This window comes from Alteromonas sp. HB246098, from assembly GCF_054890645.1.
Map to the genome: position 1 here is coordinate 145,557 of NZ_JBTZUG010000006.1, position 23,206 is coordinate 168,762.

At 45.7% G+C, this 23,206-nt stretch carries 20 protein-coding genes; 5 read left to right on the top strand and 15 right to left on the bottom strand.

Annotated elements, in window-relative coordinates; all coding sequences use genetic code 11:
* Nucleotides 1-18 precede the first annotated feature (18 nt).
* The 4 genes from ACYTPF_RS13930 to ACYTPF_RS13945 form a co-directional block, all read right to left on the bottom strand.
* Nucleotides 19-1,467: a DUF3300 domain-containing protein gene (locus tag ACYTPF_RS13930; RefSeq protein WP_461852638.1), complete on the bottom strand. Its 1,449-nt coding sequence runs from the start codon at nt 1,465-1,467 to the stop codon at nt 19-21.
* Nucleotides 1,468-1,649: 182 nt separating this feature from the next.
* Entirely contained in the window at nt 1,650-2,264 is a 615-nt protein-coding gene (gene ribA, locus ACYTPF_RS13935) for a GTP cyclohydrolase II (RefSeq protein ID WP_461852639.1), read from the bottom strand.
* Between the two features lie 132 nt (nt 2,265-2,396).
* Nucleotides 2,397-5,237, bottom strand: a complete 2,841-nt coding sequence (locus ACYTPF_RS13940; protein WP_461852640.1) for an EAL domain-containing protein — start codon at nt 5,235-5,237, stop codon at nt 2,397-2,399.
* Between the two features lie 147 nt (nt 5,238-5,384).
* On the bottom strand, nt 5,385-5,702 hold the full coding sequence (locus ACYTPF_RS13945) for a hypothetical protein (protein WP_461852641.1): 318 nt from the start codon (nt 5,700-5,702) through the stop codon (nt 5,385-5,387).
* A gap of 105 nt (nt 5,703-5,807) precedes the next feature.
* Here ACYTPF_RS13945 and ACYTPF_RS13950 point away from each other — a divergent pair, with 105 nt between their 5' ends.
* Nucleotides 5,808-6,476 (top strand): glutathione S-transferase, encoded by a 669-nt coding sequence (locus tag ACYTPF_RS13950; protein ID WP_461852642.1) that lies wholly within the window; start codon nt 5,808-5,810, stop codon nt 6,474-6,476.
* Between the two features lie 72 nt (nt 6,477-6,548).
* Here ACYTPF_RS13950 and recQ read toward each other — a convergent pair whose 3' ends face one another.
* Nucleotides 6,549-8,390: a DNA helicase RecQ gene (recQ, locus tag ACYTPF_RS13955; RefSeq protein WP_179981999.1), complete on the bottom strand. Its 1,842-nt coding sequence runs from the start codon at nt 8,388-8,390 to the stop codon at nt 6,549-6,551.
* A 270-nt stretch (nt 8,391-8,660) separates the two neighbouring features.
* Between recQ and ACYTPF_RS13960 the strand changes: the two genes are divergently transcribed.
* From ACYTPF_RS13960 to rarD, 3 genes are all read left to right on the top strand, one after another.
* The gene (locus ACYTPF_RS13960; RefSeq protein ID WP_461852643.1) at nt 8,661-9,161 is read left to right on the top strand and encodes a thioesterase family protein; all 501 of its coding nucleotides are present in this window, start codon (nt 8,661-8,663) and stop codon (nt 9,159-9,161) included.
* Nucleotides 9,162-9,246: 85 nt separating this feature from the next.
* Entirely contained in the window at nt 9,247-10,584 is a 1,338-nt protein-coding gene (locus ACYTPF_RS13965) for a magnesium transporter (protein WP_461852644.1), read from the top strand.
* Between the two features lie 221 nt (nt 10,585-10,805).
* Nucleotides 10,806-11,717, top strand: coding sequence for an EamA family transporter RarD (gene rarD, locus ACYTPF_RS13970; RefSeq protein ID WP_461852645.1), 912 nt, complete (start codon nt 10,806-10,808; stop codon nt 11,715-11,717).
* On the opposite strand, the gene ACYTPF_RS13975 is transcribed toward rarD, so the two are convergent.
* Together ACYTPF_RS13975 and uvrD are read right to left on the bottom strand one after the other, a co-directional pair.
* On the bottom strand, nt 11,706-12,983 hold the full coding sequence (locus tag ACYTPF_RS13975) for a GGDEF domain-containing response regulator (RefSeq protein ID WP_461852646.1): 1,278 nt from the start codon (nt 12,981-12,983) through the stop codon (nt 11,706-11,708). The genes rarD and ACYTPF_RS13975 overlap by 12 nt on opposite strands.
* A 42-nt stretch (nt 12,984-13,025) precedes the next feature.
* Entirely contained in the window at nt 13,026-15,197 is a 2,172-nt protein-coding gene (uvrD, locus tag ACYTPF_RS13980; protein ID WP_118490711.1) for a DNA helicase II, read from the bottom strand.
* A gap of 506 nt (nt 15,198-15,703) precedes the next feature.
* Here uvrD and cysE point away from each other — a divergent pair.
* Nucleotides 15,704-16,501, top strand: coding sequence for a serine O-acetyltransferase (gene cysE / locus ACYTPF_RS13985; RefSeq protein WP_179982004.1), 798 nt, complete (start codon nt 15,704-15,706; stop codon nt 16,499-16,501).
* A 135-nt stretch (nt 16,502-16,636) separates the two neighbouring features.
* On the opposite strand, the gene ACYTPF_RS13990 is transcribed toward cysE, so the two are convergent.
* The 8 genes from ACYTPF_RS13990 to ACYTPF_RS14025 are packed head-to-tail and all read right to left on the bottom strand — an operon-like array spanning nt 16,637 to nt 22,962.
* Complete coding sequence (locus tag ACYTPF_RS13990; RefSeq protein WP_461852647.1) at nt 16,637-17,377, bottom strand: HAD-IA family hydrolase; 741 nt, start codon at nt 17,375-17,377, stop codon at nt 16,637-16,639.
* Nucleotides 17,378-17,397: 20 nt separating this feature from the next.
* Nucleotides 17,398-18,318 carry a tyrosine recombinase XerC gene (gene xerC / locus ACYTPF_RS13995; RefSeq protein ID WP_423078641.1) on the bottom strand — a complete coding sequence of 307 codons (921 nt, stop codon included), beginning with the start codon at nt 18,316-18,318 and terminating at the stop codon, nt 17,398-17,400.
* A gap of 5 nt (nt 18,319-18,323) precedes the next feature.
* Nucleotides 18,324-19,019 (bottom strand): DUF484 family protein, encoded by a 696-nt coding sequence (locus ACYTPF_RS14000; RefSeq protein ID WP_423078642.1) that lies wholly within the window; start codon nt 19,017-19,019, stop codon nt 18,324-18,326.
* Nucleotides 19,016-19,846, bottom strand: a complete 831-nt coding sequence (gene dapF / locus ACYTPF_RS14005; protein WP_136783148.1) for a diaminopimelate epimerase — start codon at nt 19,844-19,846, stop codon at nt 19,016-19,018. The genes ACYTPF_RS14000 and dapF overlap by 4 nt, the downstream gene beginning before the upstream one ends.
* 35 nt (nt 19,847-19,881) lie before the next feature.
* Nucleotides 19,882-21,132, bottom strand: coding sequence for a diaminopimelate decarboxylase (lysA, locus tag ACYTPF_RS14010; protein WP_461852648.1), 1,251 nt, complete (start codon nt 21,130-21,132; stop codon nt 19,882-19,884).
* On the bottom strand, nt 21,132-21,329 hold the full coding sequence (gene lptM, locus ACYTPF_RS14015; RefSeq protein WP_232091082.1) for an LPS translocon maturation chaperone LptM: 198 nt from the start codon (nt 21,327-21,329) through the stop codon (nt 21,132-21,134). Before lptM ends, lysA begins: the two co-directional genes overlap by 1 nt.
* Before the next feature lie 51 nt (nt 21,330-21,380).
* On the bottom strand, nt 21,381-22,448 hold the full coding sequence (locus ACYTPF_RS14020) for an MJ1255/VC2487 family glycosyltransferase (RefSeq protein WP_269917602.1): 1,068 nt from the start codon (nt 22,446-22,448) through the stop codon (nt 21,381-21,383).
* 1 nt (nt 22,449) lies between these two features.
* Nucleotides 22,450-22,962: a phosphatase PAP2 family protein gene (locus ACYTPF_RS14025; RefSeq protein ID WP_179982012.1), complete on the bottom strand. Its 513-nt coding sequence runs from the start codon at nt 22,960-22,962 to the stop codon at nt 22,450-22,452.
* Nucleotides 22,963-23,206: the final 244 nt, after the last annotated feature.

Consider the following 23,206-nt stretch of genomic DNA (forward strand, 5'->3'; position numbering starts at 1 on the left):
TAAAACTAGCTATTAAGATCAGCGGTTTAAGCTATTTCCTTTCGAAACGCTGCGCTCCACACGAGATATTTGCCTTTGTGGTCTTTCTCGCTGAGACTGTTTTACCGATCTGTGGCTAGATGTTCGTTCTACACGCTTAGGTTTACTACTTTCACGGGCAATTAAACGGTGTTGTGGACTCGTCCTTTCAATCCGTTGACGATTAACGTTTTGCTTCGCTATGCCTCGCACTTCACCATTTCTGTTTGCATACTTCCTAGATTGTGGCGATGGCGTTATTCTAGCTGGCTTGTCACGTTTCAACGCTTTAAGCGTATTGTCTCGCGTTGGCTTTTCCCTTTTAGCCACCGTTTGATTTCGTTTCAGCGCATGCTCTATCGATTGTTTGCGCTTCACAGAGTTTTGCTTGTTCGGCAAACGAGTTTCTCTAAGAGGCGTTACTCGCTTGGGCTCGATCGTCCGCTTTGCTTGTTTAGCATTATCGGTACGTGCCACAGATCTAACCGAACGCTTATTGTCGTTATGCGTTGCACGATTCGTCGTTCTAATATGTTTATTGGAAACATGTTTTGCGCGCGTTACACCACCATGCTCATAGCGCGCAGGCGCACTGTGAACTACGCGGTTAGAGTAACGTGCCCGGCGATGCACAGTGTTATGCTCCCAGCGGCGATAGTCATGGCTTACTACACGTTTTCTGGGGCTGCCGTGATAATACCTGCGCACTGGCTCGCGATGGATGACCACATGGCGGTTGTGCCAATGCACGCTGCCAAAGAAAAAGAAGGCAGAAAGGCGAACGCTTGGAGACCAGTATACATTGCTATGGTGATGGTAGCTTACATGGTGTCTCCAGCGAATTGGCGAGATTGGGTGCCACCAGTTACCGTAGACAACATGTGGGTCGTAATATGGCACATAAACCACTTCTCTCTGGCGCGGCTCTATGTATATAATTTCTCGACTGCTTTCTCGTTCTCTTTCAACTTCAATGTAGTCGTTAGTTACCAAGTTGCCTGTGTTATGGGCATGCTGCCTAAGTACTTGAACACGATCTAACACTCGACTTTGGTCAATAAGTACATTGTCGCCAAGCTGCTGTAACCACTCGAGATCACTGGCCAAGGTATTAAGTAGCTCGGTGAATGGCGCGAGTGCTTTTACACTCGGGTCCCAACTTACGCCATCTAATACACTTTCTACTTGTTCAGGCGTTAAATGCTTATTGCTTTGACGCCATCGATCGGCTGCAACTACGTCTAAAGGGTAGGTAGAAGCAATTAAAATATGGGTAAGCAGTGTATCGGGGTAAAGGGCAATGGGCGCAAGTGCACTATCTAATTCGGCATCAGAATATTGCTGAGCTGAAGACGAAACCTGGGCAAGGTTCGTATTCGACTGAGCAAGTGCAGGCAGCGCCTGCGCACTGGACAGCGCTATAACTATCGATAAGGTTATGTTTTTCATACATTCTCCTTACATTGCTATGCTGAAAGCCGCTGCTTTTTGCGCACAATGTGGTAAGTCTGAATGCATTATGCTTGAACGATAATTAACCGAAGCTGAATAGAAAACGCCCACATTGTTGCAGTGGGCGCTTTTAGAAGATAATGAATGCTAGTTTTTATGGGCTTCGCCAATTTCTCTAGCTATTTAAAAACATGCGGGTCGAAGGCGTGACCGAGCTTCTCTGTCTTCGTTTTAAGGTAGTGTTTGTTGTCTTTCGTAATACCGTGATCTATCGGCTTTCTTGCTACAACATCTATTCCCAGAGCTTTTAATGCAGCAAGCTTCTTAGGGTTGTTTGTCATTAGTTCAACGTGTTTAACATTGAGTGTGTCTAACATGAGCTTGCAAATGTCGTAACTTCTAAGGTCTGCATCGAAACCAAGGTGTTCGTTAGCTTCCACGGTGTCCATGCCGCTATCTTGAAGGTTATAAGCGCGAATTTTGTTTAAAAGACCAATGCCGCGGCCTTCTTGGCGCAAGTAAAGCAATACACCGTGTCCGTTATCTACAATATTTTGCATGGCTTTTTCTAACTGAAAACCACAGTCGCAGCGGGTACTAAATAAAGAATCACCGGTTAAACATTCTGAATGAATACGAATAGGCACTACGTTATCTTCTTTCCACTCTCCGTAAGAAAGGGCGACGTGCTCCTGACCACTGGCTTCAACAAAGCCGTGTATTTTAAAATCACCCATTCTTGTGGGTAATTTTGCGGTACTGACATATTCGTATTTAGGCTGTTTGCTACTCATGTTACTTCTACACTTTGGACAGTGGGCAATAAGTGGGGACGACTTCTATTTTTGCAAGTCTACCATTTTATTATACGCGAGTTGACGCTTGTGCTATCACTTTTTTCGCAAAGGGTGTATCAGGGTTAGTTATCAGAGGGGCTTAAACTCTCGTAAAGGCGCGGGCTTAGCAACACCGTAGCCTTGGGCGAAATCAACACCCATTTTGCCTAGCTGTGCCATGGTGCCTTCATCTTCAACAAATTCGCCAACAGTTTGCATACCCATGGCTTTGGCCACATCGTTGATAGAGGCTACCATAGCCGTATCTACACTGTCATTTAGCATATCTTTAATAAACATACCGTCAATTTTTACCTGGCTCACGGGTAAGCTCTTAAGATAATTGTATGAAGAGAAGCCACTGCCAAAGTCGTCAAGGGCAAAAGAACACCCAAGACGATTAAAGGTACGCATAAAGGCAAGAGTGACTTCCATTTTAATGATGGCTACCGACTCAATAACTTCAAAACATATTTTGTTGTACGGAATATTAAAGGTTTCGAATGCATTGAGAATAAACAAGGTAAAATCTCTATCTGCCAGTGAGTGGCAGTTAAGGTTGATGCTGCATCGTTTCAATTGTGCAAGGTGCTCAGGGTTTTCCGACAGCCATTTGAAGGTATTCGTTACTACCCATTTATCAACGCTGACATTCATCTCAAATCGCTCCGCCGTGGGTAAAAAGTTGGCGGGCTCGACAAGTTTCCCGTCTTTTTCCCTAAGGCGCAGCAGAACTTCGTAGTAGTGCCCATCACTGGTTTTACTTAGCGGTCTTAGTGATTGATAAAAAAGCTCGAAACGATCTTGTTCTAACGCGTTGTTGATAGAAGATACCCAATCAAGCTCGCGCTGGTAGCGCTGCATACTTTCATCATCTTTATTATATCGATGAACTTGATTTCTGCCTTGCTCTTTAGCGAAGTAACATGCTGCATCGGCCATACTCAAATACTGGCCTGGGTCAACGTCGGTATCGTCGCATACCACCATACCTATGCTCACGCCTAAGTTGAAAATGCGGTTGTCCCACATAAAGCGATAAGCCTGCACGGCGTTAAGGATCTTTACCGCATTTACATAAACGGCATCGGTATCAATATCTGAATAGATAATGCCAAACTCATCACCACCAAGGCGGCCCAATTGTGCGTTTGAAAGCAAGGTGCTCTCAATTAAGCGGGCAATATCCTTAATAAGTACATCGCCAGCTTTATGGCCACAGGTATCGTTAACAACTTTAAACCTGTCGAGATCTAAAAACAGTAAACATACAGGTGTGTCGTTTGCGTTAACGACTTTACCTTTAAACATGGATTCAAACTGGCGTCGGTTATAAACGCCAGTTAGCGAGTCATGGGTAGCTAAATACTGGAGGCTCAAGTCTGACTGCTTCTTTTCGGTGATATCTACAATAGAGCCGTAGAGAAAGTCGCCTTCGTTATTTTCTCGGATTTGACAGGATAGGGAGAACCAAAATTCGCTACCATCACGTCGCCTACCTCTAATTTCCTTACCGGTAACAAGACCGTTTTGTGATATTTCACCGAGTAAAACCTGTCTGTCTTCCGCACTGGCGTAAAACACTTTTGTGTTCTCTGCTTCGGCAAGCATCTGCTCTTCGTTTTCATAGCCGAATACGTTACACATGGCCGGATTAACGGAAATAAGCTTTCCATCTAATGTTGAGGTGTAGTGCCCTTCCGCTGAGTGCCTAAATAAGTCATAGAAGTGATTTAAGCTTGATATTGTTTCTGCTTGCGTTGAAAGCTGGCGCTGATTTAACACGTCTTCTTTAGCAATGACAGCAAAGCCAAAACACAGAAAGCCGAGAGTGAGAAAGAACAGCATTCCAATAGCAACGTCTACGGTATAAACCAAGTTACTGAACAGGTTTTGCGTTACTAGCACATAAAAAGCAAAAAAAGAAAGCCAGGCAAGGGTATAGGTGATACTAACTGCACGACTCCCTTTATCTTTAAATACTAGTGCTAGTAAAACATGATAAAGCCCCATGCCTGCGGTCAACAGCAGAAGTGTGATAGACGCGATATAGGTATTCACAGTAAAACAGTAAGCGGTAGCCACAACAGGTACAAGATAACTTAGGGACCGCAAAGCAACGGGAATACGGGTGAAAAGATGGTGCGTTACTTTGGCGATGCACAATAACAACATGCAAAAACAGACGGCATAGAAGTGCTCGCTGCCGTTAGTTAGGCTTGGCCAAATTGCCAACCCTCCTGCTGTTATAAATAACAACGCTATAAGTACAAGCGATGACATGGTAAGCCAAAACCGTGTTGCAATACGCTGATACAAATAAGAAAACAGGAAATAGAGAGCAATTAATGCCATAACCCCCGTTACCGCACCCAGTAACGTAAGCATATTGGTGTCATGCTGTGCGAGTAAGTCTCTTTCCCACAAGGTGATAGGAAAGTACTTAAGCCCTTCGTCTTTTACCGCAATCAGTAAGCGAGCGTCTTGATAAGGCTGGAGAATAAAAGAAAGCCGGATGTTGGGAAGTGGCTGCTTTAAAGAATAATCACCTTTTCCTGCTTGGTACCGATAAGACTTGATGATTCGCTCGCTACTATCAAGAAGAAATATCTGCAAATCGTCAACGTTTAAGCGGTCAACATTAAGCACTAATGGGATAGGGCTATAGCCAGTATGAATGAGTTCGGTGGAATACCATATGCGCTCATCAGTAAAAGAGGCGTTGGCTGACGTATCCTTTATGTTGCCATTTAAAACGTCAAAATATGTGGCGCTAGTGGGGGCAACAGACAAGCGCGCATGGAGATTAATAATCTCCCGCTCAAAGGACTCGTTGACAGTAAGTTGACTGCTAGCCGAAACGTTTAGGCTTAGCAGCATCCAACTGATGAGCAAAGCTGATACGTACTTAAATAGCTGGGCTATTACCACTCGTTAATTCCTTGAACCACATAGTAAGAGGATGTTTATAAAGGCGAAATATGTGTTGTTAAGCCCTCTAATCCTTTGGATGCTACCCTTAGAATAATACTAGTTTTAACGAAAAGCCAAACTCAACGTACAGTGATAATTTACGCGTTATGCTTGCAAAAGGTAGTTAAAAATTACCGATGGCGACTGCTGCGTACCTATAGGTTCCAGCCATATCGCTTCGCAAAGCCATTCAATACAAAGCATACACTGCAAATCTGTGTTGCTTGCACTTGCGGTGATAATTGCCTGAAACCGGTCCGCACCCCAATCTGTCTCTGAAAGTTTGAAATTAAAAAGAGTACAAAAATGTTCCGCCCACTGTTGAGTTTTAAGTGGGGTAGCGGGTAGTGCAGTGCGAATTTCTACGCTGCCTTCGTTAACAAGGACGTGTTGTAGAATGTCTTTTTTGGTGAGGTTTTGCATAGAAGTTATCAATTTATTGGCTTTAGTAAACCCGCTTGCTCTAAAAAGTGTATATAGTAAAACACAAAAACAATAGCGTTAAACTAAGCGTATTAAGGACGAGGTATGCTAACACTTCACCATTTAAATAACTCTCGCTCACAGCGAATTTTGTGGCTTTTAGAAGAGCTAGGCGTAGAGTATAAAATAGAATTTTATCAACGAGACAGCACTACGAATCTAGCGCCTGACTCGCTGCGGGCTGTTCATCCTTTGGGTCGCTCGCCTGTTCTTACTACGCCACACGGAGCAATTGCAGAATCTGGCGCTATTGTGGAATATCTAGTTCGCCATCACGCTACCGACGCATTTGCTGTTCCCCAAGATCCCGAAGCACTTCAACAATATTGGTTCTGGCTTCACTTCGCTGAAGGTTCATTGATGCCGCCATTGGTGGCCAATTTGGTGCTAGAAAAAGCACGGCAGAAAGGTTCTAAACCCTTTTTCATAAAACCTATCACTAATAAGCTAATAGACGGTATTCTCAATGCCTACTATGGTCCTAACTTGGCTCAAAGTTTGCGATACGTAGAGTCTTATTTAGCGAAAAATACATGGTTTGCAGGTGATAAGCCTAGCGGCGCTGATGTACAAATGATATTTCCACTTGAATCGCTGGCGGCCAGCGGCCGTGCTAAAGACTTTACCGCTATCCAAGGTTACGTAAAGCGTGTTCATGCCAGAGAAGCTTACAAAGCAGCGTTAGAAAAAGGTGGTGAATACGCTTACGCTTAATGTGAATGGCACAATAAGCTGCCATGCCCTGCGGCCGGCGAGAGGGTAAGCCTACAGCTAGCTGTACAGCCTTTAGTGGTCGCGATTTATATAGTCGTCAATGAGCTGAATAAAGGCCTCACCGTAGCGTTCCAATTTAGTTTGGCCCACACCGCTTACCTCTAATAACGTGTTGCGTGTAGTAGGCAGCTTACACGCCATATCAACCAAAGTGGCGTCGCTAAATACCACATACGGCGGCACTTCGTTTTCTTCAGCCAACACTTTGCGCAGGTGCTTAAGGCGTGTGAATAAGGTTCTGTCGTAGTTAGCGGGCGCTTGCTTTGCCTTTTTCTTATCTGGCTTAAATTCAAGTCGCGGTACCGCTAATTGAACGGCAACTTCGCCTTTTAGCACGGGCCGTGCGGCTTCCGTTAACCTCAATGCGGCGTGAGCAGTGATATCAACGCGAATAAGCCCTTTATGCACAAGCTGGTTGATAATGTTATGCCAGTAGCTGTCCGATTTATCCTTACCTATACCATAGGTAGAAAGCTGATGGTGGCCCGCCTCTTGGAGGCGCCTTAGCTGCTTGCCTCGCAATACGTCAATTACGTACTGGCTAGAGGCCTGTTGTGAGAGCCTAAGTACGCACGACAGTACTTTTTGCGCTATCACTAAACCGTCTATCATTTTAGGGGGATCTAGACAGATATCACAGTTGCCACAAGCGCTGTCGCTAAATTGCGAAAAATAGTTCAACAGTACTTGCCTGCGGCAGGTCTGAGCCTCGGAAAAGGCTTCCATAGCCGCAAATTTTTGTAGCTCTATTTGATTGCGTTCGGCTATTTCGCCTTGCTCTATCCACTGCTTTACACGAGCTGCGTCTTTTTCATCAAACAACAATAAAGCTTCAGACTCTAGGCCATCTCGCCCGGCACGCCCCGTTTCTTGGTAATAGCTTTCAACACTGCGCGGTACATCATGATGCACAACGTAACGCACGTTCGACTTGTTGATACCCATACCAAAGGCAACAGTGGCCACCACAATATCGATTTTGTCGTTAAGAAACTGGCGTTGTACCAATTCTCGTTCGTCGTTATCCATACCGGCGTGATACGCCGCGCAGCGAAATCCTTGTCTGAACAACTTTGCGTGTAGGTCATCGACTTTAGCGCGACTGTTACAATAAATAATGCCGCTACCTTCTTGTTGCTTAACATAAGCGACAACCTGATCGAAAGCCTTGTACTTACTCATTACGCGGTAGCGAATGTTGGGTCTGTCGAAGCTGCCTTTGTAAACGAGCGGGTCGTTTAGGTTTAGCTGCGTTAGTATGTCTGCTTGTGTCGCTGAATCTGCTGTAGCCGTTAGGCCAATAACAGGAATAGTGGGAAAACGAGACTTTATTTGACCCAAGGCGCGATAATCCTGCCTAAAGTCATGACCCCAATGGGAAACGCAGTGCGCTTCATCAATGGCAAATAAGGCGATGTCGGCGTGGGCTAGCGACTGCTGAAAGTAGTACTGCATTAAACGTTCAGGCGAAACGTAAAGCAAATCCAGCTTACCAGCTTGGAGTGCATCGTTTATGCGCGCTTGTTCATCGGCTTCCAGCGTGGAATTAAGATAGGCGGCGTTTACGCCAAGAGCTTTTAGCTGCTCTACCTGATCTTGCATTAACGAAATAAGCGGTGAAACAACAATAGCGGTGCCGCTTCGCACCAGTGCAGGGATTTGATAGCACAGCGATTTACCGCCACCTGTAGGTAGCAAAACAAGTGCATCTTTTCCTTCACATACTTGGTGAATAACTTCGCCCTGACCATCGCGAAAAGCATCGTAACCAAATACCTCTTTTAAGACGGTTTCTGGCGTTTTTGCGTGCTGGGTTTCAGGCGTTAATTCTGATGGCGCGATTGCAGTTGTCATGGCGCAGGATTTTACGCGTTTTTAGGCTCGGCTTCACGGGGCAATTTAAAAAACTAGACTAAAATGTAGCGATGACACGGGTGATCACCATTCAAATAAACAGGGCCGTGCGCTTTTTGAACAAATTGTGTGGCGTGAAGGTGCGGAACAAACGAAGGGCGTAAAGTCACATAAACGAATCTGATTAAATAATATTGGTTGGATGAATTTCCTTGCTAGTTATGATCAATAGTAATGTTGTGGGTACTGTCACAGTAAGTGGATTACACAATGCCAATCAATGAAGAGACTAGGGATAATAAGAAATTGGACCACCAAATTATGATCGATCATGTCATTGCGCTTTTTCGTGATAACATGCCCTTTAATCAGCTATTAGGCTTAGAATTTGTTACGCAAGGTACCGGTCTAGATACACAGATTTCGTTGCACCTCGATTGGCAACCTACGCTTACCGGCAATCCTTTGCAAAAAATTCTACACGGCGGCGTAACAGCGACTATGCTAGACACCATCGGTGGTTTAGTTTCAATTTTAGAGACCATAAAGCAGACCCCAGAAGAGCACCTTGCAGATTTGCAGATTAGATTGCCGACCATGGGCACAGTTGATATGCGTGTTGACTATTTGCGTCCAGGACGTGGCGAGCGCTTTATCGCAACGGCGTCGATTATACGCAAGGGTAGTAAACTAGTGGTTTGCAGAATGGAATTACACAACGAAAAAAGCGATCATATCGCCTTCGGCACAGGTACTTATATGCTGGGATAGCATTCTTATTGATAGGTCTGCGCCACCCATTAACCTCAGTGCTTATGCGTGTAAAGGAAGTTGTCGGTAAAATAGGAGGTGTAGCATGGCAGAGCCATTACCGGATTTAATCGAAGAGATTGTTACCGAGAGTATGGGTGATGATCCAGCGACCTTGTTGGCCACCCTAGCGGGCCAAGACGAGGTGTACATTGCGTCGTTGTTAGAATCGCTGCCCGTAGAAAAACGTTTGGCGGTGTGGGAAGGCATTCCTCGCGACCGTAAGCTTGATGTGCTTGTTGAGATGCGTAGCGACCCTCGTGAAATCCTTATCGACAATACGCCCCACAATGAATGGGCGTCGATATTTGCTGATATTGACGCCGAAGATTTATTGGAACTACTTGATTCACTGCCAAAGCGCCTTGTGGATATGGCGTATGAGTCGCTCGACTCCAAAGAGCGAAAGTACTTCAGAGAAGCCACCCAATTTCCCGATAATCAAATAGGGCACTGGGTAAACCACGAACAGTTAGTACTGCCGTCGAACGCTAAAGTGCGCGAGGGTTTACGCCTATTAAGACGGGATATACCTCAGCACTGCGACAGTATCTTTCTTGTGAATCGGTCGGGGCAGTTTTCAGCATTGGTTAAAATAAGTCACCTGTTTAATGCCCAAGATCACGTGTCGCTATTTGATTTATCTGAAGAAAACGTGACCACTATTCAGGGAGCGGATGACACCATGAATGCGTCGCTCCTCGTACAGCGTTCAGGTTTGGCGTCGCTGCCGGTGGTTGATGAGAACAACAAACTTTTAGGTCGTTTAGATGTGTCCTCGGCCAGCGAACTGGTCAATGAATTTTACGAACGCCAGGTGATGGCGTCGGCCGGTATGGATGAGGACGAAGATTTATTCTCGCCTGTAGCAAAAAGTGCGAAAAACCGCGCCTTGTGGCTTGGCATAAACCTGCTTACCGCGTTTATGGCATCTTGGTTTATTGGGCTGTTTGAAGGTACGCTGCAGCAAGTGGTAGCACTTGCGGTGTTAATGCCCGTGGTGGCAAGTATGGGGGGCATTGCAGGTAGCCAAACGCTTACCTTGATTGTACGCGGTCTTGCACTGGGACAGGTGACCCCAGCCAATTTACGGGCGTTAATGGTTAAAGAGCTGAAGGTAGGTGGGGTGAACGGTGTTATCTGGGCGCTGGTAATAGGCGTTGTTGCTTATTTCTGGTTCACTGACGCTATGCTCGGCTTGGTGATTTGTTTAGCCATACTGTTCAATATTGTGGCTGCAGCTTTGGCCGGAGTGTTTGTACCTGTCATTTTAGACAAGCTAAAAATAGACCCTGCACTGTCTGGCTCGGTCATCCTGACTACTGTCACCGATATTGTAGGTTTTGTGGCGTTTTTGGGTTTGGGAACGCTCTTTCTTCTTTAACTCGTTTACAGAAGTATACTTAAATATTGCGTAAAGGCCGCGTGCTCATAGGCCACAGCTTACATGTAAGATATGGCTTATCATATTCAGTGTGGTCTTTATGTTGAACATTTCGCGCAGTTTACACCCTTTGCCCCTTTGGAAAGTACTAAGGCTTGTGTATTCATCTAACCTGATAAACAATACGCGCCTTCTTACCCTGAATCTCGTTGGAGCCCGCCGTGTCCAAGCAAGCCAGTGCCGCCCAAGTCGGCGTTATTTGCGCGATTGCCGCATACAGTATGTGGGGTGTTGCACCTGTTTATTTTAAACAGTTAATGGTATTACCCGCCGCTGAAATACTCATGCATAGAGTAATTTGGTCTGTTGTGCTTTTAGTTGGGCTTATCGCTGCATTAAAACAATGGCCAAAAGTGGGGGCAGCGCTTCGTAACAAGCGGGTTATGCAGATTTTGTTCGTAGCTGGTCTGCTGCTAGGAGCAAACTGGCTTTTATTCATCTGGGCGATTAATAACGACCATATTCTTGATGCAAGCTTGGGCTATTACATTAACCCTCTCATTAACGTTTTCTTGGGGCGGCTATTCTTGGGCGAAAGGTTGCGCAATTTGCAGCGCGTAGCGGTTGGGCTTGCTGTTATTGGTGTGGCAATTCTTATTTTCTCTTACGGCCACGTGCCCTGGATTGCCTTAGTGCTTGCTGGAAGCTTCAGCGTGTATGGCTTATTACGTAAGCAGGTGGCGGTAGACTCGCTACCAGGTCTTTTCATTGAAACCTTAATGTTGTCGCCATTAGCTATTGTCTACTGGGTATTCTTTGGTTCTGAATACAGTAACCTATTTAACAACGATGCCACCCTAAACTCCCTTATTTTAGCGGCAGGCATTGTTACTACAGTGCCATTGCTTTGTTTTACCGCTGCAGCGCGACGCATTATGTATTCAACCTTAGGCTTTTTTCAGTACATAGGGCCAACGCTAATGTTCATACTGGCCGTCTACCTTTATGGTGAACCCCTTGAAGAGTCGCGTTTGGTTACGTTCGGGTTTGTGTGGCTTGCACTTATTTTATTTAGTGCCGACTCGTTGGTTAATTACCGCAGCCAACGAAAAACTCAAAAGTTAAAGCAATGACCCTTGCTCTTGGTGAGGTGCATCAGGCGGCTCGCACTTCACCTGGTTGCGGCCACTATTTTTGGCAGCGTACAGCTGCTTGTCGGCAAGGCTTAGTAGCTTATCTACACGCTGAGTGTGGGCGCCACTTGCTCCAATACTGCAAGTAACTTTTATATCGGTTTTGGGAAGCTGGATAACTTCAGCTTCTACCACTTTTCTGAAATTTTCCAAGCGTTCGCAGGCTTCATCAAGAGGCGTTGAAGGCATATAAATACAAAATTCTTCACCACCAAAGCGCGAAATAATTTCATCTGGGAAGTAAAACTCAATAAGTGCTGCCATGGCTTTTAGCACTATGTCTCCGGCGTCATGGCCATGGGTATCATTAATTGACTTAAAGAAGTCTAGGTCGATAAGTGCCAAGGCATGATCATCAGATAAATTTTGATGCTGTACCGTAACCATGTAAAAGAAGTGGCGTCTGTTGGGTAGGCCGGTTAAATAATCGGTATTCGCTACACGACGAATTTCTTCAACACTTTCGATATATTCCACGTTTTGCATTACGCGACACAAAAACTCTTCATGGCAGTAAGGTACGCGTAAGAAGTCATTAGCGCCGCTTTTGATAAAGTGCGCAGACATTAACATGCCTTTGCCACCAGCAATGCCCATTATGGCTAGCTGTTCTTTAGAGAACGCTTTTCTCAAGCTTGCCACAAAATGGGTGCCCGTCATGTCGGGTAGCGTGTTATCGGTAATAACAAGACGCACATTTTTATGCTCAGAGAGGCATTGCATTGCGTCGGTAGCAGTTAAGCATTCGAAGGCAATAAAGTTATGTCGCTGAAGTAATGAAACCGTTTTTGAGCGCAAAACACGATTGGTGCTTACTACCACAACGCCGGTAGATTTGTTTTTTTCAAGGCGGCTTATCAGCCGGTTCAGGTAGTCGTAGTTTTGTGAATTTTCTTTGGGAATGTAATCGACAACATCCCGCTCAAGTACCTTGTCGCGAATAGCATTGTCTAGGTTTTCCGTTGTCGCTATGGTAGGAATGAAAGATTCAACGGCAAAGTCGATGGCCTCACCTTTTGGCGCATCGGGTAATGAGTAAGCAACAATGGCGCACAAAAAACTTTCAGGAATTTCTTGTGCAAAGCGTGCCTTTCCTTCGGTGAGCGAGGTTGCGCCCACGGGCGTAAGGCTCGAACGGCGTACTAATTTCGCGATAAGTTCAAGGTTGCCTTCACCATTTTCGATGATCAGCACGTGTTGCTGCATACATTCCAACTTAGAGTTAGGCTACCTTGCCAATTAATAACGTTACGCTTTCTCCAGCTTTGCGTAAGCAAGTACCAGCCATTTGCTGCCAAACTCATCGAAGTTTACTTGAACTCGGCCATGCTCACCACTACCTTCGTAGTTAAGCACAATGCCTTCCCCGAATTTACGATGCACTACGCGCTCACCTAAACTAAAGCCTGTTTCTTCAAAACTGGCGTGCGAGGTTGCTTGGCTAAAGCGGTTATGTACAGGTCGCGAGATGGTGGATTTAAGCCTGACTTCTTCCACACAATCTGCTGGCATCTCGCGAATAAAGCGCGAAGCCGTATGATACTTATCTTGACCATATAATCGACGACTTTCTGCGTAAGTGATATACAACTTTTGCATAGCGCGAGTCATACCAACATAGCAAAGTCTTCGTTCTTCTTCCATTCGACCGGGTTCGTCGTTGGTCATCTGGCTAGGGAACATTCCTTCTTCCACGCCAGCTAAGAACACCAATGGAAATTCAAGGCCTTTTGCAGTGTGGATAGTCATCATCTGCACAGCATCTTGGTCTTTATCTGCCTGAGTTTCGCCTGCTTCCAGGGAAGCGTGAGCCAAAAACGCGGCCAGAGGCGACATTTCTTCCGCTTCTTCAGGGACGATAAAGGTTTTACAAGCACTGACCAGTTCTTCTAAGTTTTCCAGTCGTGCTTGGGCCTTTTCACCACGTTCAGCCTGGTACATGGCGTACAGACCAGATTGGCGAATGGCTTTATCAGCCTGCTGGTCAAGGGGCTCGTCTAATGTGGCTTGTTCAAGCTCTGTAATTAGTAATACAAAGCTTTGCATAGCGTTTAACGCACGGCCTTTAAAGCCACCTTCGTTTATAAGCAGCTGGCTGGCTTGCCACATAGAACAGTTATGCATACGTGCAGTGTCGCGTACTTGCGAAAGGGTTTTCTCGCCAATACCGCGGCTTGGGGTGTTTACCACACGTTCAAAAGCCGCGTCATCGTGGGGGTGGCTCACCATGCGCATATAGCCAAGGGCATCTTTAATCTCTTGGCGTTCGAAGAAGCGCAAACCGCCGTAAATGCGATAGGCCAACCCTTCGTGTAATAAAGCTTCTTCCAGTACACGGGATTGGGCGTTATTTCTGTAAAGAATAGCGGTGTCGCTAAGGGCGTTGCCTTGATTTAGCCAGTCTTTAATTTTTGAAACAATGAAGCGGGCTTCGTCGAGTTCGTTAAAACCAGCATAGACAGAGATAAGCTCGCCCTGCGCATCTTCTGTCCACAGTTCTTTCCCTAAACGGCCTGTATTATTGTCGATAACCGTATTCGCTGCTTTCAGAATGTTCCCGGTAGAACGATAATTCTGCTCAAGGCGAATAGTGGTAGGCTCATTAAAGTCTTTTAAAAAATGCTGAATATTATCTACGTTTGCACCGCGCCAGCCGTAAATAGACTGATCGTCGTCGCCAACAATCATAATGTTGTTGTTGTCGCCGCTACACAGCATACGAAGCCATGCATATTGAATATTGTTGGTATCTTGGAACTCGTCAACTAACACAGCACGGAAACGGCGCTGATAGTGAGCCAACACTTCAGGGTTCTTTGCCCATAGCTCATGGGCGCGTAGCAATAGCTCGGCAAAATCAACTAAGCCTGAACGGTCGCAGGCGTCTTGATATGCAGCGTAGACTTCCCGCATGGTCTTTTGGATATGATCGCCATGGGTCTCGATATGCTGAGGACGCAGGCCTTCGTCTTTATTACCGTTTATGTACCACTGGATTTGGCGAGGGGCCCAATGCTTTTCATCTAAATTCATGGCTTTTAGAATGCGGCGAATCAAACGGTACTGATCGTCAGAATCGATAATCTGAAAGTTTTCAGGCAAGTTAGCTTCAGCGTGGTGTGCGCGTAATAGGCGATGTGCAAGCCCGTGGAAGGTACCAATCCACATATTGTGTAGGCTGCGACCCATTAATGATTCAATACGGCCACGCATCTCTTTCGCTGCCTTATTGGTAAAGGTAACCGCGAGAATAGAAAAAGGTGCGATGTTTTCGACTTCCATCAACCACGCAATGCGATGCACTAATACACGGGTTTTACCACTACCTGCGCCAGCTAATACTAGAGCATTAGACAATGGGGCTGCTACTGCTTCACGCTGTTTGTCGTTAAGCTCGTCTAGCAGTCGAGATACATCCATAGTTGGCACCTGTAAGTTGATATTGTTACACATTCAGCAGCACGCTATTATGCCATCAGCCTGTTAATTTATACAGTCCAGTTTTTCGCCCTTCTCGTTAATTAAAAGCGCGGTTATTTACCGATTTTAGGGTATGCGGTTATACGGGCTTTTTAGTAAATAGGTGCTTCGACCGTTCTAATTAAATTGTTACAGTGCCTAATGCCGTCAAAGGCAGGCCCAAAGGTTCACAAATGAAAGATACAGTTATTAGCTATAACGAATTAATACGATAAATTGATCGAATTATGCGCTTGGCAGGTATCACATCGGTATTGCATCACGCCAAACTCGGGTAAACTTTCTGCTCTTTTACTTTGGCAACCTCTGCACTTTCATACAAGGCGAGAGTTAGTCAAAAAGTTAAGCCATTTTAGGCAAGCTGAAAAAGTACACGGCCCCAATTTTTTAATGACGTACATTGGCACACAACCAGCTCACTAACAGCACATTAACGGGATATGCTCATGACCGCACTCTCCACGCCCATCGATTTCTGGTCGACGCTCAAACAAGAAGCGCAAATTGTTGCTGAAAACGAACCTTTGCTATCTAGCTATGTGCATGCCAGTGTTCTTGCGCACCATAATTTCGAATCGTCGCTAAGCTTCATTTTGTCAAACAAAATGGCAGATGACGTGATGCCTGCGCTTGCTATACGTGAGGTATTTGACGAAGCTTACTTGTTAGAGCCAGGTATTAGCGAGGCAGCCATTGCCGATATTATGGCGATTAATGCGCGGGATGCCGCGGTGAATGATTACCTTACTCCTTTACTGCACTTTAAAGGTTTCCATGCCGTGCAGGTACACCGAATGGCGCATTATCTTTGGCTTCACGGGCGCCACCAGTTAGCTTTATTCTTGCAAAGCCGTAACTCATCAAGCTTTGGTGTAGACATCCACCCAGCAGCGCGAATTGGTAAGGGCGTTATGTTCGATCACGCTACCGGTATTGTGGTGGGTGAGACTGCGGTAGTAGAAGATAACGTGTCTATTTTGCAGAGCGTTACGTTAGGCGGTACGGGTAATGAGTCGGGCGACCGTCACCCCAAAATTCGCCAAGGCGTGTTAATTGGCGCAGGCGCTAAGATTTTAGGAAATATCGAAATCGGCGAAGGCTCGAAAGTCGGCGCTGGCAGCGTTGTACTTAATAGCGTACCAGCTCACGTTACCGTGGTGGGCGTTCCAGCCAAGGTAGTTGGGAGACCGGTTTGTCAAAGCCCCTGTGAATCCATGCGCCAAAACGTACTAGAAGACAACTAAAATATGGGGTCAGAGTACATTAATAATGGGGTCAGAGTACATTTCCCCGTTTTATACTTAGTAAAAGTTTAAAGTACTCTGACCCCCACATTTTGCCCCCACTTTTAAGCGACTAAAGTACTCTGACCCCATTATTCATAGGAAGTGGGTTAACTCATTTAGGTTGTCTAGTGCTACGTGGGGAAGCACGCTTACAGGTTCGTTGGCTAGTGTCATGGGTCTGTTACAGGCAAACCATGCGGCTTGATAGCCAGCGTTAACCGCGCCTTGTACATCCTTGATAATATTGTCACCTACGTGAAGAATGTGCTTTGGCGCAATATGTAAACGTGCTGCCGCTTCATCAAACATATCGCGGGCTGGTTTCATCGGGCGTGTTGTACTGGCGTGAAGAATGGTTTCAAAGTAACCATCAATCCCTATTTTTTCTGCGTTTACATTACCATTAGTAATGCCGATAAGCGGTAATTGACTACTTACTGCCTTAAGGGCTGCGTGTACATCGTCAGCCAATTCAAAGTCGCTTCTTGCGTCGTAAAAGCAATTAAAGCAAGCTTCTACTGCATCACTAAGTTCACCATCGTGTTTCAACTCTGTTGTTAACTTTTCAGGTGTGGTGTTAGCAAGTGCTGCGGTAAGCACTACACGGCGAAGCTGCCCCATGTCAGACGCCAAACGCAAATCCTTTTTAATAGCTGCTCGCTTTAATGCCTGCCAATCTTGTGACGACAGTGCCGCAGCATCTTTATGATGCCTAGCAATATGCGCTTGCAGCGCCTGCTCAGCCCTTTGGATGATTGGTTCGTTATTATAAAGGGTGTCATCAAGGTCGAAAGTCATCGCCTCGACTTTGTTGATAGACCGGAAAAACTGCATGGTAAAACCTTAAGTGAGCGTTATTTTTTTCGCGCGCGCGGATGAGCCGCATCGTATACATTGGCGAGGTGCTGGAAGTCGAGATGGGTATAAACCTGTGTTGTCGACAAGTTAGCGTGCCCTAACAATTCTTGAACCGCACGTAAGTCGCCACTGGATTCTAATACGTGAGTAGCGAAAGAATGGCGCAGTTTGTGAGGGCTTACTTTTTGTGATAGGGACTGCTCTTGCGCCATTTTATCTAAGCGATTCGCGACTTGCCTGTTCGATATTCGGGTTTTGCGTTTACTTACAAAAACCGCACTTTCATACGGGGAAGCGTAAGCTGGCCGAACTTTTAACCAGGCATTAAGGGCTTTTTGCGCATGTCGACCCAGTGGCAGTATTCGCTGTTTACTGCCTTTACCCATGACCTTTACCGTACCGTCTTTTAAACAGTCGGCTAAATTAAGCCCGGTAAGTTCGCTCAAACGCAGCCCGCACCCATAAAGCAGCTCAAACATGGCTACATCTCTTAACTGCATGCCTTCATCGTCGTCACTGCTTCGAGGTGAGGCATTAAGCAGCTGCTGCATCTCATCCACGCTAAGCTGCTTAGGTAACGGTTTTCCTTGTTTAGGGGCTTGAATGCCTTCTACGGGGTTGCTGAATAGCTGATGATGGTCGATAAGGTATTGGCAGAAGGTTCTTAATGCTGAAAGCCTCAGCGCAATGCTGCGTGGACTGTGGCCAGACATTTTTGCATCAGCCATAACTCGCTTTATATCACTTGGTGTAAGTCCGGACCACTCGTAAAGCCCGAGTAGCTTTGCCACTTCAGTAAGCTGACGCTGGTAGTTTTTAATGGTGTGAAGAGATAACCCGCGCTCAACCTGTAAGTGAAGGAGAAACTTGTCTAGCCATTGTTGGCAGGAGTCGCTGATTAAGGCGTCCGTAGACACAGCACCTAATATCCCATCATTTCAGGCAGGATGATATTTAGCACTTGCTGAAGCTGTTGAAGCAAGAGGGTATCCATATCTGGCGTAAAGTGGCTGGCGTCGCTGCTGCTAATGCCCAAAATACCTAATTCACGGTTGTCACCAAGTAGCATTAAGGCGACCGATTCCGCTGGGTTTTCGCCGAAAAGAAGTTGGCGTTCGTGCTGTGACAAACGACCAAAGAAAAAGTTGGTGTTTTTAAAACGCTTTTCTGTGAACAAACGTTGCTGTAGTTCAGGAATAGCGTGGGGGCCCTTAAAGCTTTTAATGACCGCTGATGACAATTGTAAACGTTCTTGCAGCACGTCTTCTAACGTAAACTGTACTTCAGCAACGCTTTCGCAACGCAGTAGCTGCACGTTTAAGTCGGTATAAACGCGATATATTTTTTCGTTTTGCTTAGCTATGGTAACCAGTTGGTTTAGCTTGAAATTTAGCTGCCTGACTTTTTGTCTTAGCTGATCACTTTGAATTTCGACAAGTGAAACACTGCCTTTGTGTTCATGAGGCAGCTTAATCTTTTCAAGCAGGTCGGGATGCTCGGCGAAAAACTCAGGGTTTTGTAACAAAAACGCGCGCACATCAGCACTCGACAATTCCGTTGTGTCGTTAAATGGCTCAATTAATTGCGTGGCGTTAGACTGCCCTGATAATTCGCTCATAGATTTATATGTCCGTCATATACGTGTTCGGCAGGCCCTGTCATTTTTAACACGTTATCTGGGCCAGGCCAGCGTATACGTAAACTGCCTCCGGGTAGGTCCACCCGTACGTCTTTTCCTAATTTACCCTGAATTTGGCCAATTGCAACCGCTGCACACGCACCGCTACCGCAGGCTAGGGTTTCACCTGAACCACGCTCAAATACGCGAAGCTTAATGTGTGACTCGTTAATTATCTGCATAAAGCCCACGTTTACGCCTTCAGGAAAGCGTTCGTGTTTCTCAACAAGCGGCCCAATTTCGGCAACGTTTGCGGTATCAACGTCGTCTACTTCCATTACACAATGGGGGTTGCCCATCGACGCTGACCCAATAAATAAGGTGCGTTCGCCCACACGCAAAATATACGTGTTCTCTTGCTTGTTGGCTGTAAGCGGAATGTTCGCAGGTTCAAACTCAGGCTTGCCCATGTTTACAGTAACCTGACCATCTTTCTCAAGATACAGCACCATTTTTCCGGCTTTGGTGCTTACGACAATTTTGTTGCGATTAATGAGACCTTTTTGTTTAACAAAGCGCGCAAAACAACGTGCACCATTACCGCATTGCTCTACTTCTGAGCCATCAGCATTGAAAATACGATAATGGAAATCTTGCTCAGGATCGTAAGGCGGTTCCACCATCAACAGCTGGTCGAAGCCAATACCGAAGTTTCGGTTAGCTAATTGCTGAATTTTTTCTTTAGAGAAAAAGACGTTCTGAGTAACGTTATCAATAACCATGAAATCGTTACCCAAGCCGTGCATTTTAGAAAATTGAACCTGCATTAAACGCGCATCTATCTTGTTAGTTTGTCTCTAGTTTACGGAAGTTTATACTCACCTTGCCAGAGATCTTTTTGTTTTTCTCGTTCGCGAACCACAATTGCTTTGTCGCCGTCTACCATAATCTCCGCTGGGCGACAGCGGCTATTGTAGTTTGAGGCCATTACAAAACCATAGGCGCCAGCACTTCGAACCGCAAGTAAGTCGGTTGGTTCGATAGCTAACTCTCGATCTTTTCCTATAAAGTCACCGGTTTCGCAGACAGGTCCTACAACATCATAAGTGCGAGGCGTTGCCGTGCTTCCTTCTTTCACAGGAATAATATTTTGCCATGCAGAGTAGAGCGCTGGGCGCAATAAATCGTTCATAGCGGCATCGACAATGGCGAAGCTCTTCTCTTCACCTTCTTTGATAAATTCAACTTCGGTGACCAGAATACCGGCGTTAGCCGCAATAGCTCGACCAGGTTCAAGGATAAGCTTAAGGTTTTCACGACCTACCATTTTTTCAGCCATAGCTTGTGCGTAGGCTTTTGGATGAGGCGGTTGCTCATCGTTATAAGTTACGCCAAGACCACCACCTACATCTAAGTGCTCGATAATAATGTTGCGCTCGGCCAATTCATCGATGAGCAGAAGTAAGCGCTCTAATGCATCAACAAAAGGTCCAATTTCGGTAAGCTGTGAGCCTATGTGACAGTCCATGCCAACCACATTTAAATGAGGTAGCGATGCAGCTAATTCATAAGTAACAAGTGCGCGTTCGCGAGCAATACCAAATTTGTTGGCCTTCAACCCCGTAGAGATGTAAGGGTGAGTTTTAGCATCCACATCAGGGTTTATGCGAAGAGAAATAGGGGCTTGTACACCCATTTCACCAGCCACTTGGTTGATGCGATGAAGCTCTGGCTCTGACTCGACGTTAAAGCACATAATGCCTTGTTCTAGTGCATAGCGGATCTCGTCGTGTTTTTTGCCTACGCCTGAAAATACCACTTTGCTTGCGTCACCACCGGCTTCAATTACACGGGCCAATTCACCCGCAGAAACGATATCAAAGCCTGATCCTAACTTCGCTAAAACACTCAACACACCAATGTTTGAGTTAGCTTTTACTGCATAACACACAAGGTGAGGGTGTTCACCGATAGCGTCATTAAAAGCGTGCCAATGACGCTCTAACGTAGCGCGTGAATAAATATAAACCGGCGTTCCGTGCTGGGCTGCAATATCAGAAACAGCCACTTGTTCAGCGTGCAGCTGACCTTGGCTGTAGGCGAAAAAATCCACTAGTTCAGCTCTCCAGAAGTAGTTGCGGGGGATGGGGTATTGGCGCTAGACGAAGCATCGACTTCTGCATTTTCGGAAGACGTTGGTTCAGTAGAGGTGTTTTGTGCAGGCGCGTCAGGAATATAAAGCGCCCCTTTATAACCACAGCCACATAATGCTGTGAGTGTTAGCAAGAAAACAACTGACTTTTTAAGCACGAAAAATCCCGCAAAGAATACGACAAATGCCGCTATCATCGCATTGCGGTGTTAAATTGCAAGAGCCAATAAACGTTCTTGTGTTTTATCGCCGTATTGAACGTTTTTCCAAAGCGTATCGCAGAGGCTTTTGGTATCAGAAAAGTCTTTATTTTTAAGCCAGTCAATAAGGATATTCGGGTTATCTGGAAAGGCAATGGCTTCGTTTTCAGGCGCCTCGAGCCATTCTTCCACAATATCGGTATCAAGTTGAAACAGAGTCTGGCACAAATCCAATTTGTTAAGGGTTAACACATTGGATAGCTGCTCAAACTGCCCGTGTAACGGTTTAATCAACAATTTTTTGCCCAGCTGGAGTGCTTCGCTGGATAGCTCAAAGCCGCCATTGGCAATCACGCCACTGGCATGCTGCAGCGCTTTTTGAAAGTGTTTTTTAGAGGTTGGGTGCCAGTGGATGTGACCCATTTCTTTCGCTTCGTCGATGTTTGGGTGGAAGCATTCGAATACTTGGTCGCTTAGTGGCTCAAGCATTTGTTGAATATCTTCGATATCTTCGAAAGGGAGGTAAACCAATACGTGGCCATTACCAGAAGACACAACGGGTTTTTCCGAAACGAACGGCGGAATAATAGGCTGATTAAAATGATACCAGTGTACACCTAGTTGAAGTTCGGTAGGTGCGAATAGCTTCATGATCAAACTATCGAAAATAGTATTACCACTTTTAGGCACGTCGTACGTGAACGCCGCTTGGTGGCTGATAGAAATAGAAGGTAGCCCCTGTTTCTTTGCAGCCCAAGCCGTTACGGGTTCAAAGTCATTAACCAACAAATCGTAACCGCTGGTATCGAATGCTTTTATATCTTTATTAAGCTGTCGAATGTTGGCATCTTTAACGGTAGACCATTTGTCTACGCGCCCGCTTTTCGTAATAAAGCTCAGCCCCTTGTATGTTCGGTATTCGCCAAACACTTCCATATCAAAATATTTTTCAGGGGCGCGACCAGTAAAAACAAAGTCAACGCTAACGTCGTCACGCTCAGCCAATGCCGTCGCCATAATTCTAGCTCGGGCAATATGTCCGTTACCGGTGCCTTGCACACCATACAATAATTTCATGCTACCCCAGAATTGAAATACTTAGTGTTGCAATAGTTACGCCTAGTAGAGAGCCTGCGACCACGTCAGAGGGATAATGTACACCAAGTAGCACGCGTGATAGCCCAATAAGCGCGGCCCAGCAGTAGGCCAGTAAAGCGAAGGGCGGGTAATAGTGCGCAACTATACACGCCATTAGTGTTGCAGCAGCGGTGTGGCCTGAGGGTAGGGAAAACTTATCAGAAGGCGTGACATGTGCTGTTAAATTCATTAGAAAATCGCAAGGGCGAGGGCGCTTGAACATTTTCTTAAGCAGCACATAGATGGGTAATTCCAGCGCATATGCCATCAGCGCTGTGTAAAGGAAAAGCTCACCGTGCTCTGGCTCAAATGCCCAAAGCAGCATACCGATAACAAAGTATAAGTAGCCGTCACCTGTTTTTGAAAGCCATACAATACTTCTACAGTCTCTTTTTTGCGTCAGCTTGTAGAGGCGATAAAATAAGTCAGTGTCGTACTTGGTCAAGGATTTCATCAACATCGCCTTGTCCCCTATCGGTTAATTACTGCACAGGCTAAAGTGTGTCTGTGACCAGTGGGTGACGGAAAAAAGAAACTTTTTTGACATCTAACGCAATTTCTATTTTTTGCCATGCACCCTTTGCACATACGGGGAAAGTGGTTATTAAACAAAATTTTTAGCAGAACAATTTTAGCTAGATTAGTAAAGCAAAATACGTGCTCAATTAAGACTCATCTGCGCTGAATCACTGCTTTTT

Excerpts from the sequence above, each read along its gene's own strand:
- ACYTPF_RS13975 (WP_461852646.1), bottom strand. The coding sequence starts at position 12,983 with ATGCAGCAACACGTGCTGATCATCGAAAATGGTGAAGGCAACCTTGAA.
- dapF (WP_136783148.1), bottom strand. The coding sequence starts at position 19,846 with ATGCAGGTTCAATTTTCTAAAATGCACGGCTTGGGTAACGATTTCATG.
- ribA (WP_461852639.1), bottom strand. The coding sequence starts at position 2,264 with ATGAGTAGCAAACAGCCTAAATACGAATATGTCAGTACCGCAAAATTA.
- ACYTPF_RS13965 (WP_461852644.1), top strand. The coding sequence starts at position 9,247 with ATGGCAGAGCCATTACCGGATTTAATCGAAGAGATTGTTACCGAGAGT.
- cysE (WP_179982004.1), top strand. The coding sequence starts at position 15,704 with ATGACCGCACTCTCCACGCCCATCGATTTCTGGTCGACGCTCAAACAA.
- ACYTPF_RS13950 (WP_461852642.1), top strand. The coding sequence starts at position 5,808 with ATGCTAACACTTCACCATTTAAATAACTCTCGCTCACAGCGAATTTTG.
- uvrD (WP_118490711.1), bottom strand. The coding sequence starts at position 15,197 with ATGGATGTATCTCGACTGCTAGACGAGCTTAACGACAAACAGCGTGAA.
- ACYTPF_RS13930 (WP_461852638.1), bottom strand. The coding sequence starts at position 1,467 with ATGAAAAACATAACCTTATCGATAGTTATAGCGCTGTCCAGTGCGCAG.
- ACYTPF_RS13990 (WP_461852647.1), bottom strand. The coding sequence starts at position 17,377 with ATGCAGTTTTTCCGGTCTATCAACAAAGTCGAGGCGATGACTTTCGAC.
- ACYTPF_RS13960 (WP_461852643.1), top strand. The coding sequence starts at position 8,661 with ATGCCAATCAATGAAGAGACTAGGGATAATAAGAAATTGGACCACCAA.
- recQ (WP_179981999.1), bottom strand. The coding sequence starts at position 8,390 with ATGACAACTGCAATCGCGCCATCAGAATTAACGCCTGAAACCCAGCAC.
- ACYTPF_RS14000 (WP_423078642.1), bottom strand. The coding sequence starts at position 19,019 with ATGAGCGAATTATCAGGGCAGTCTAACGCCACGCAATTAATTGAGCCA.
- ACYTPF_RS14020 (WP_269917602.1), bottom strand. The coding sequence starts at position 22,448 with ATGAAATTATTGTATGGTGTGCAAGGCACCGGTAACGGACATATTGCC.
- ACYTPF_RS13945 (WP_461852641.1), bottom strand. The coding sequence starts at position 5,702 with ATGCAAAACCTCACCAAAAAAGACATTCTACAACACGTCCTTGTTAAC.
- ACYTPF_RS14025 (WP_179982012.1), bottom strand. The coding sequence starts at position 22,962 with ATGAAATCCTTGACCAAGTACGACACTGACTTATTTTATCGCCTCTAC.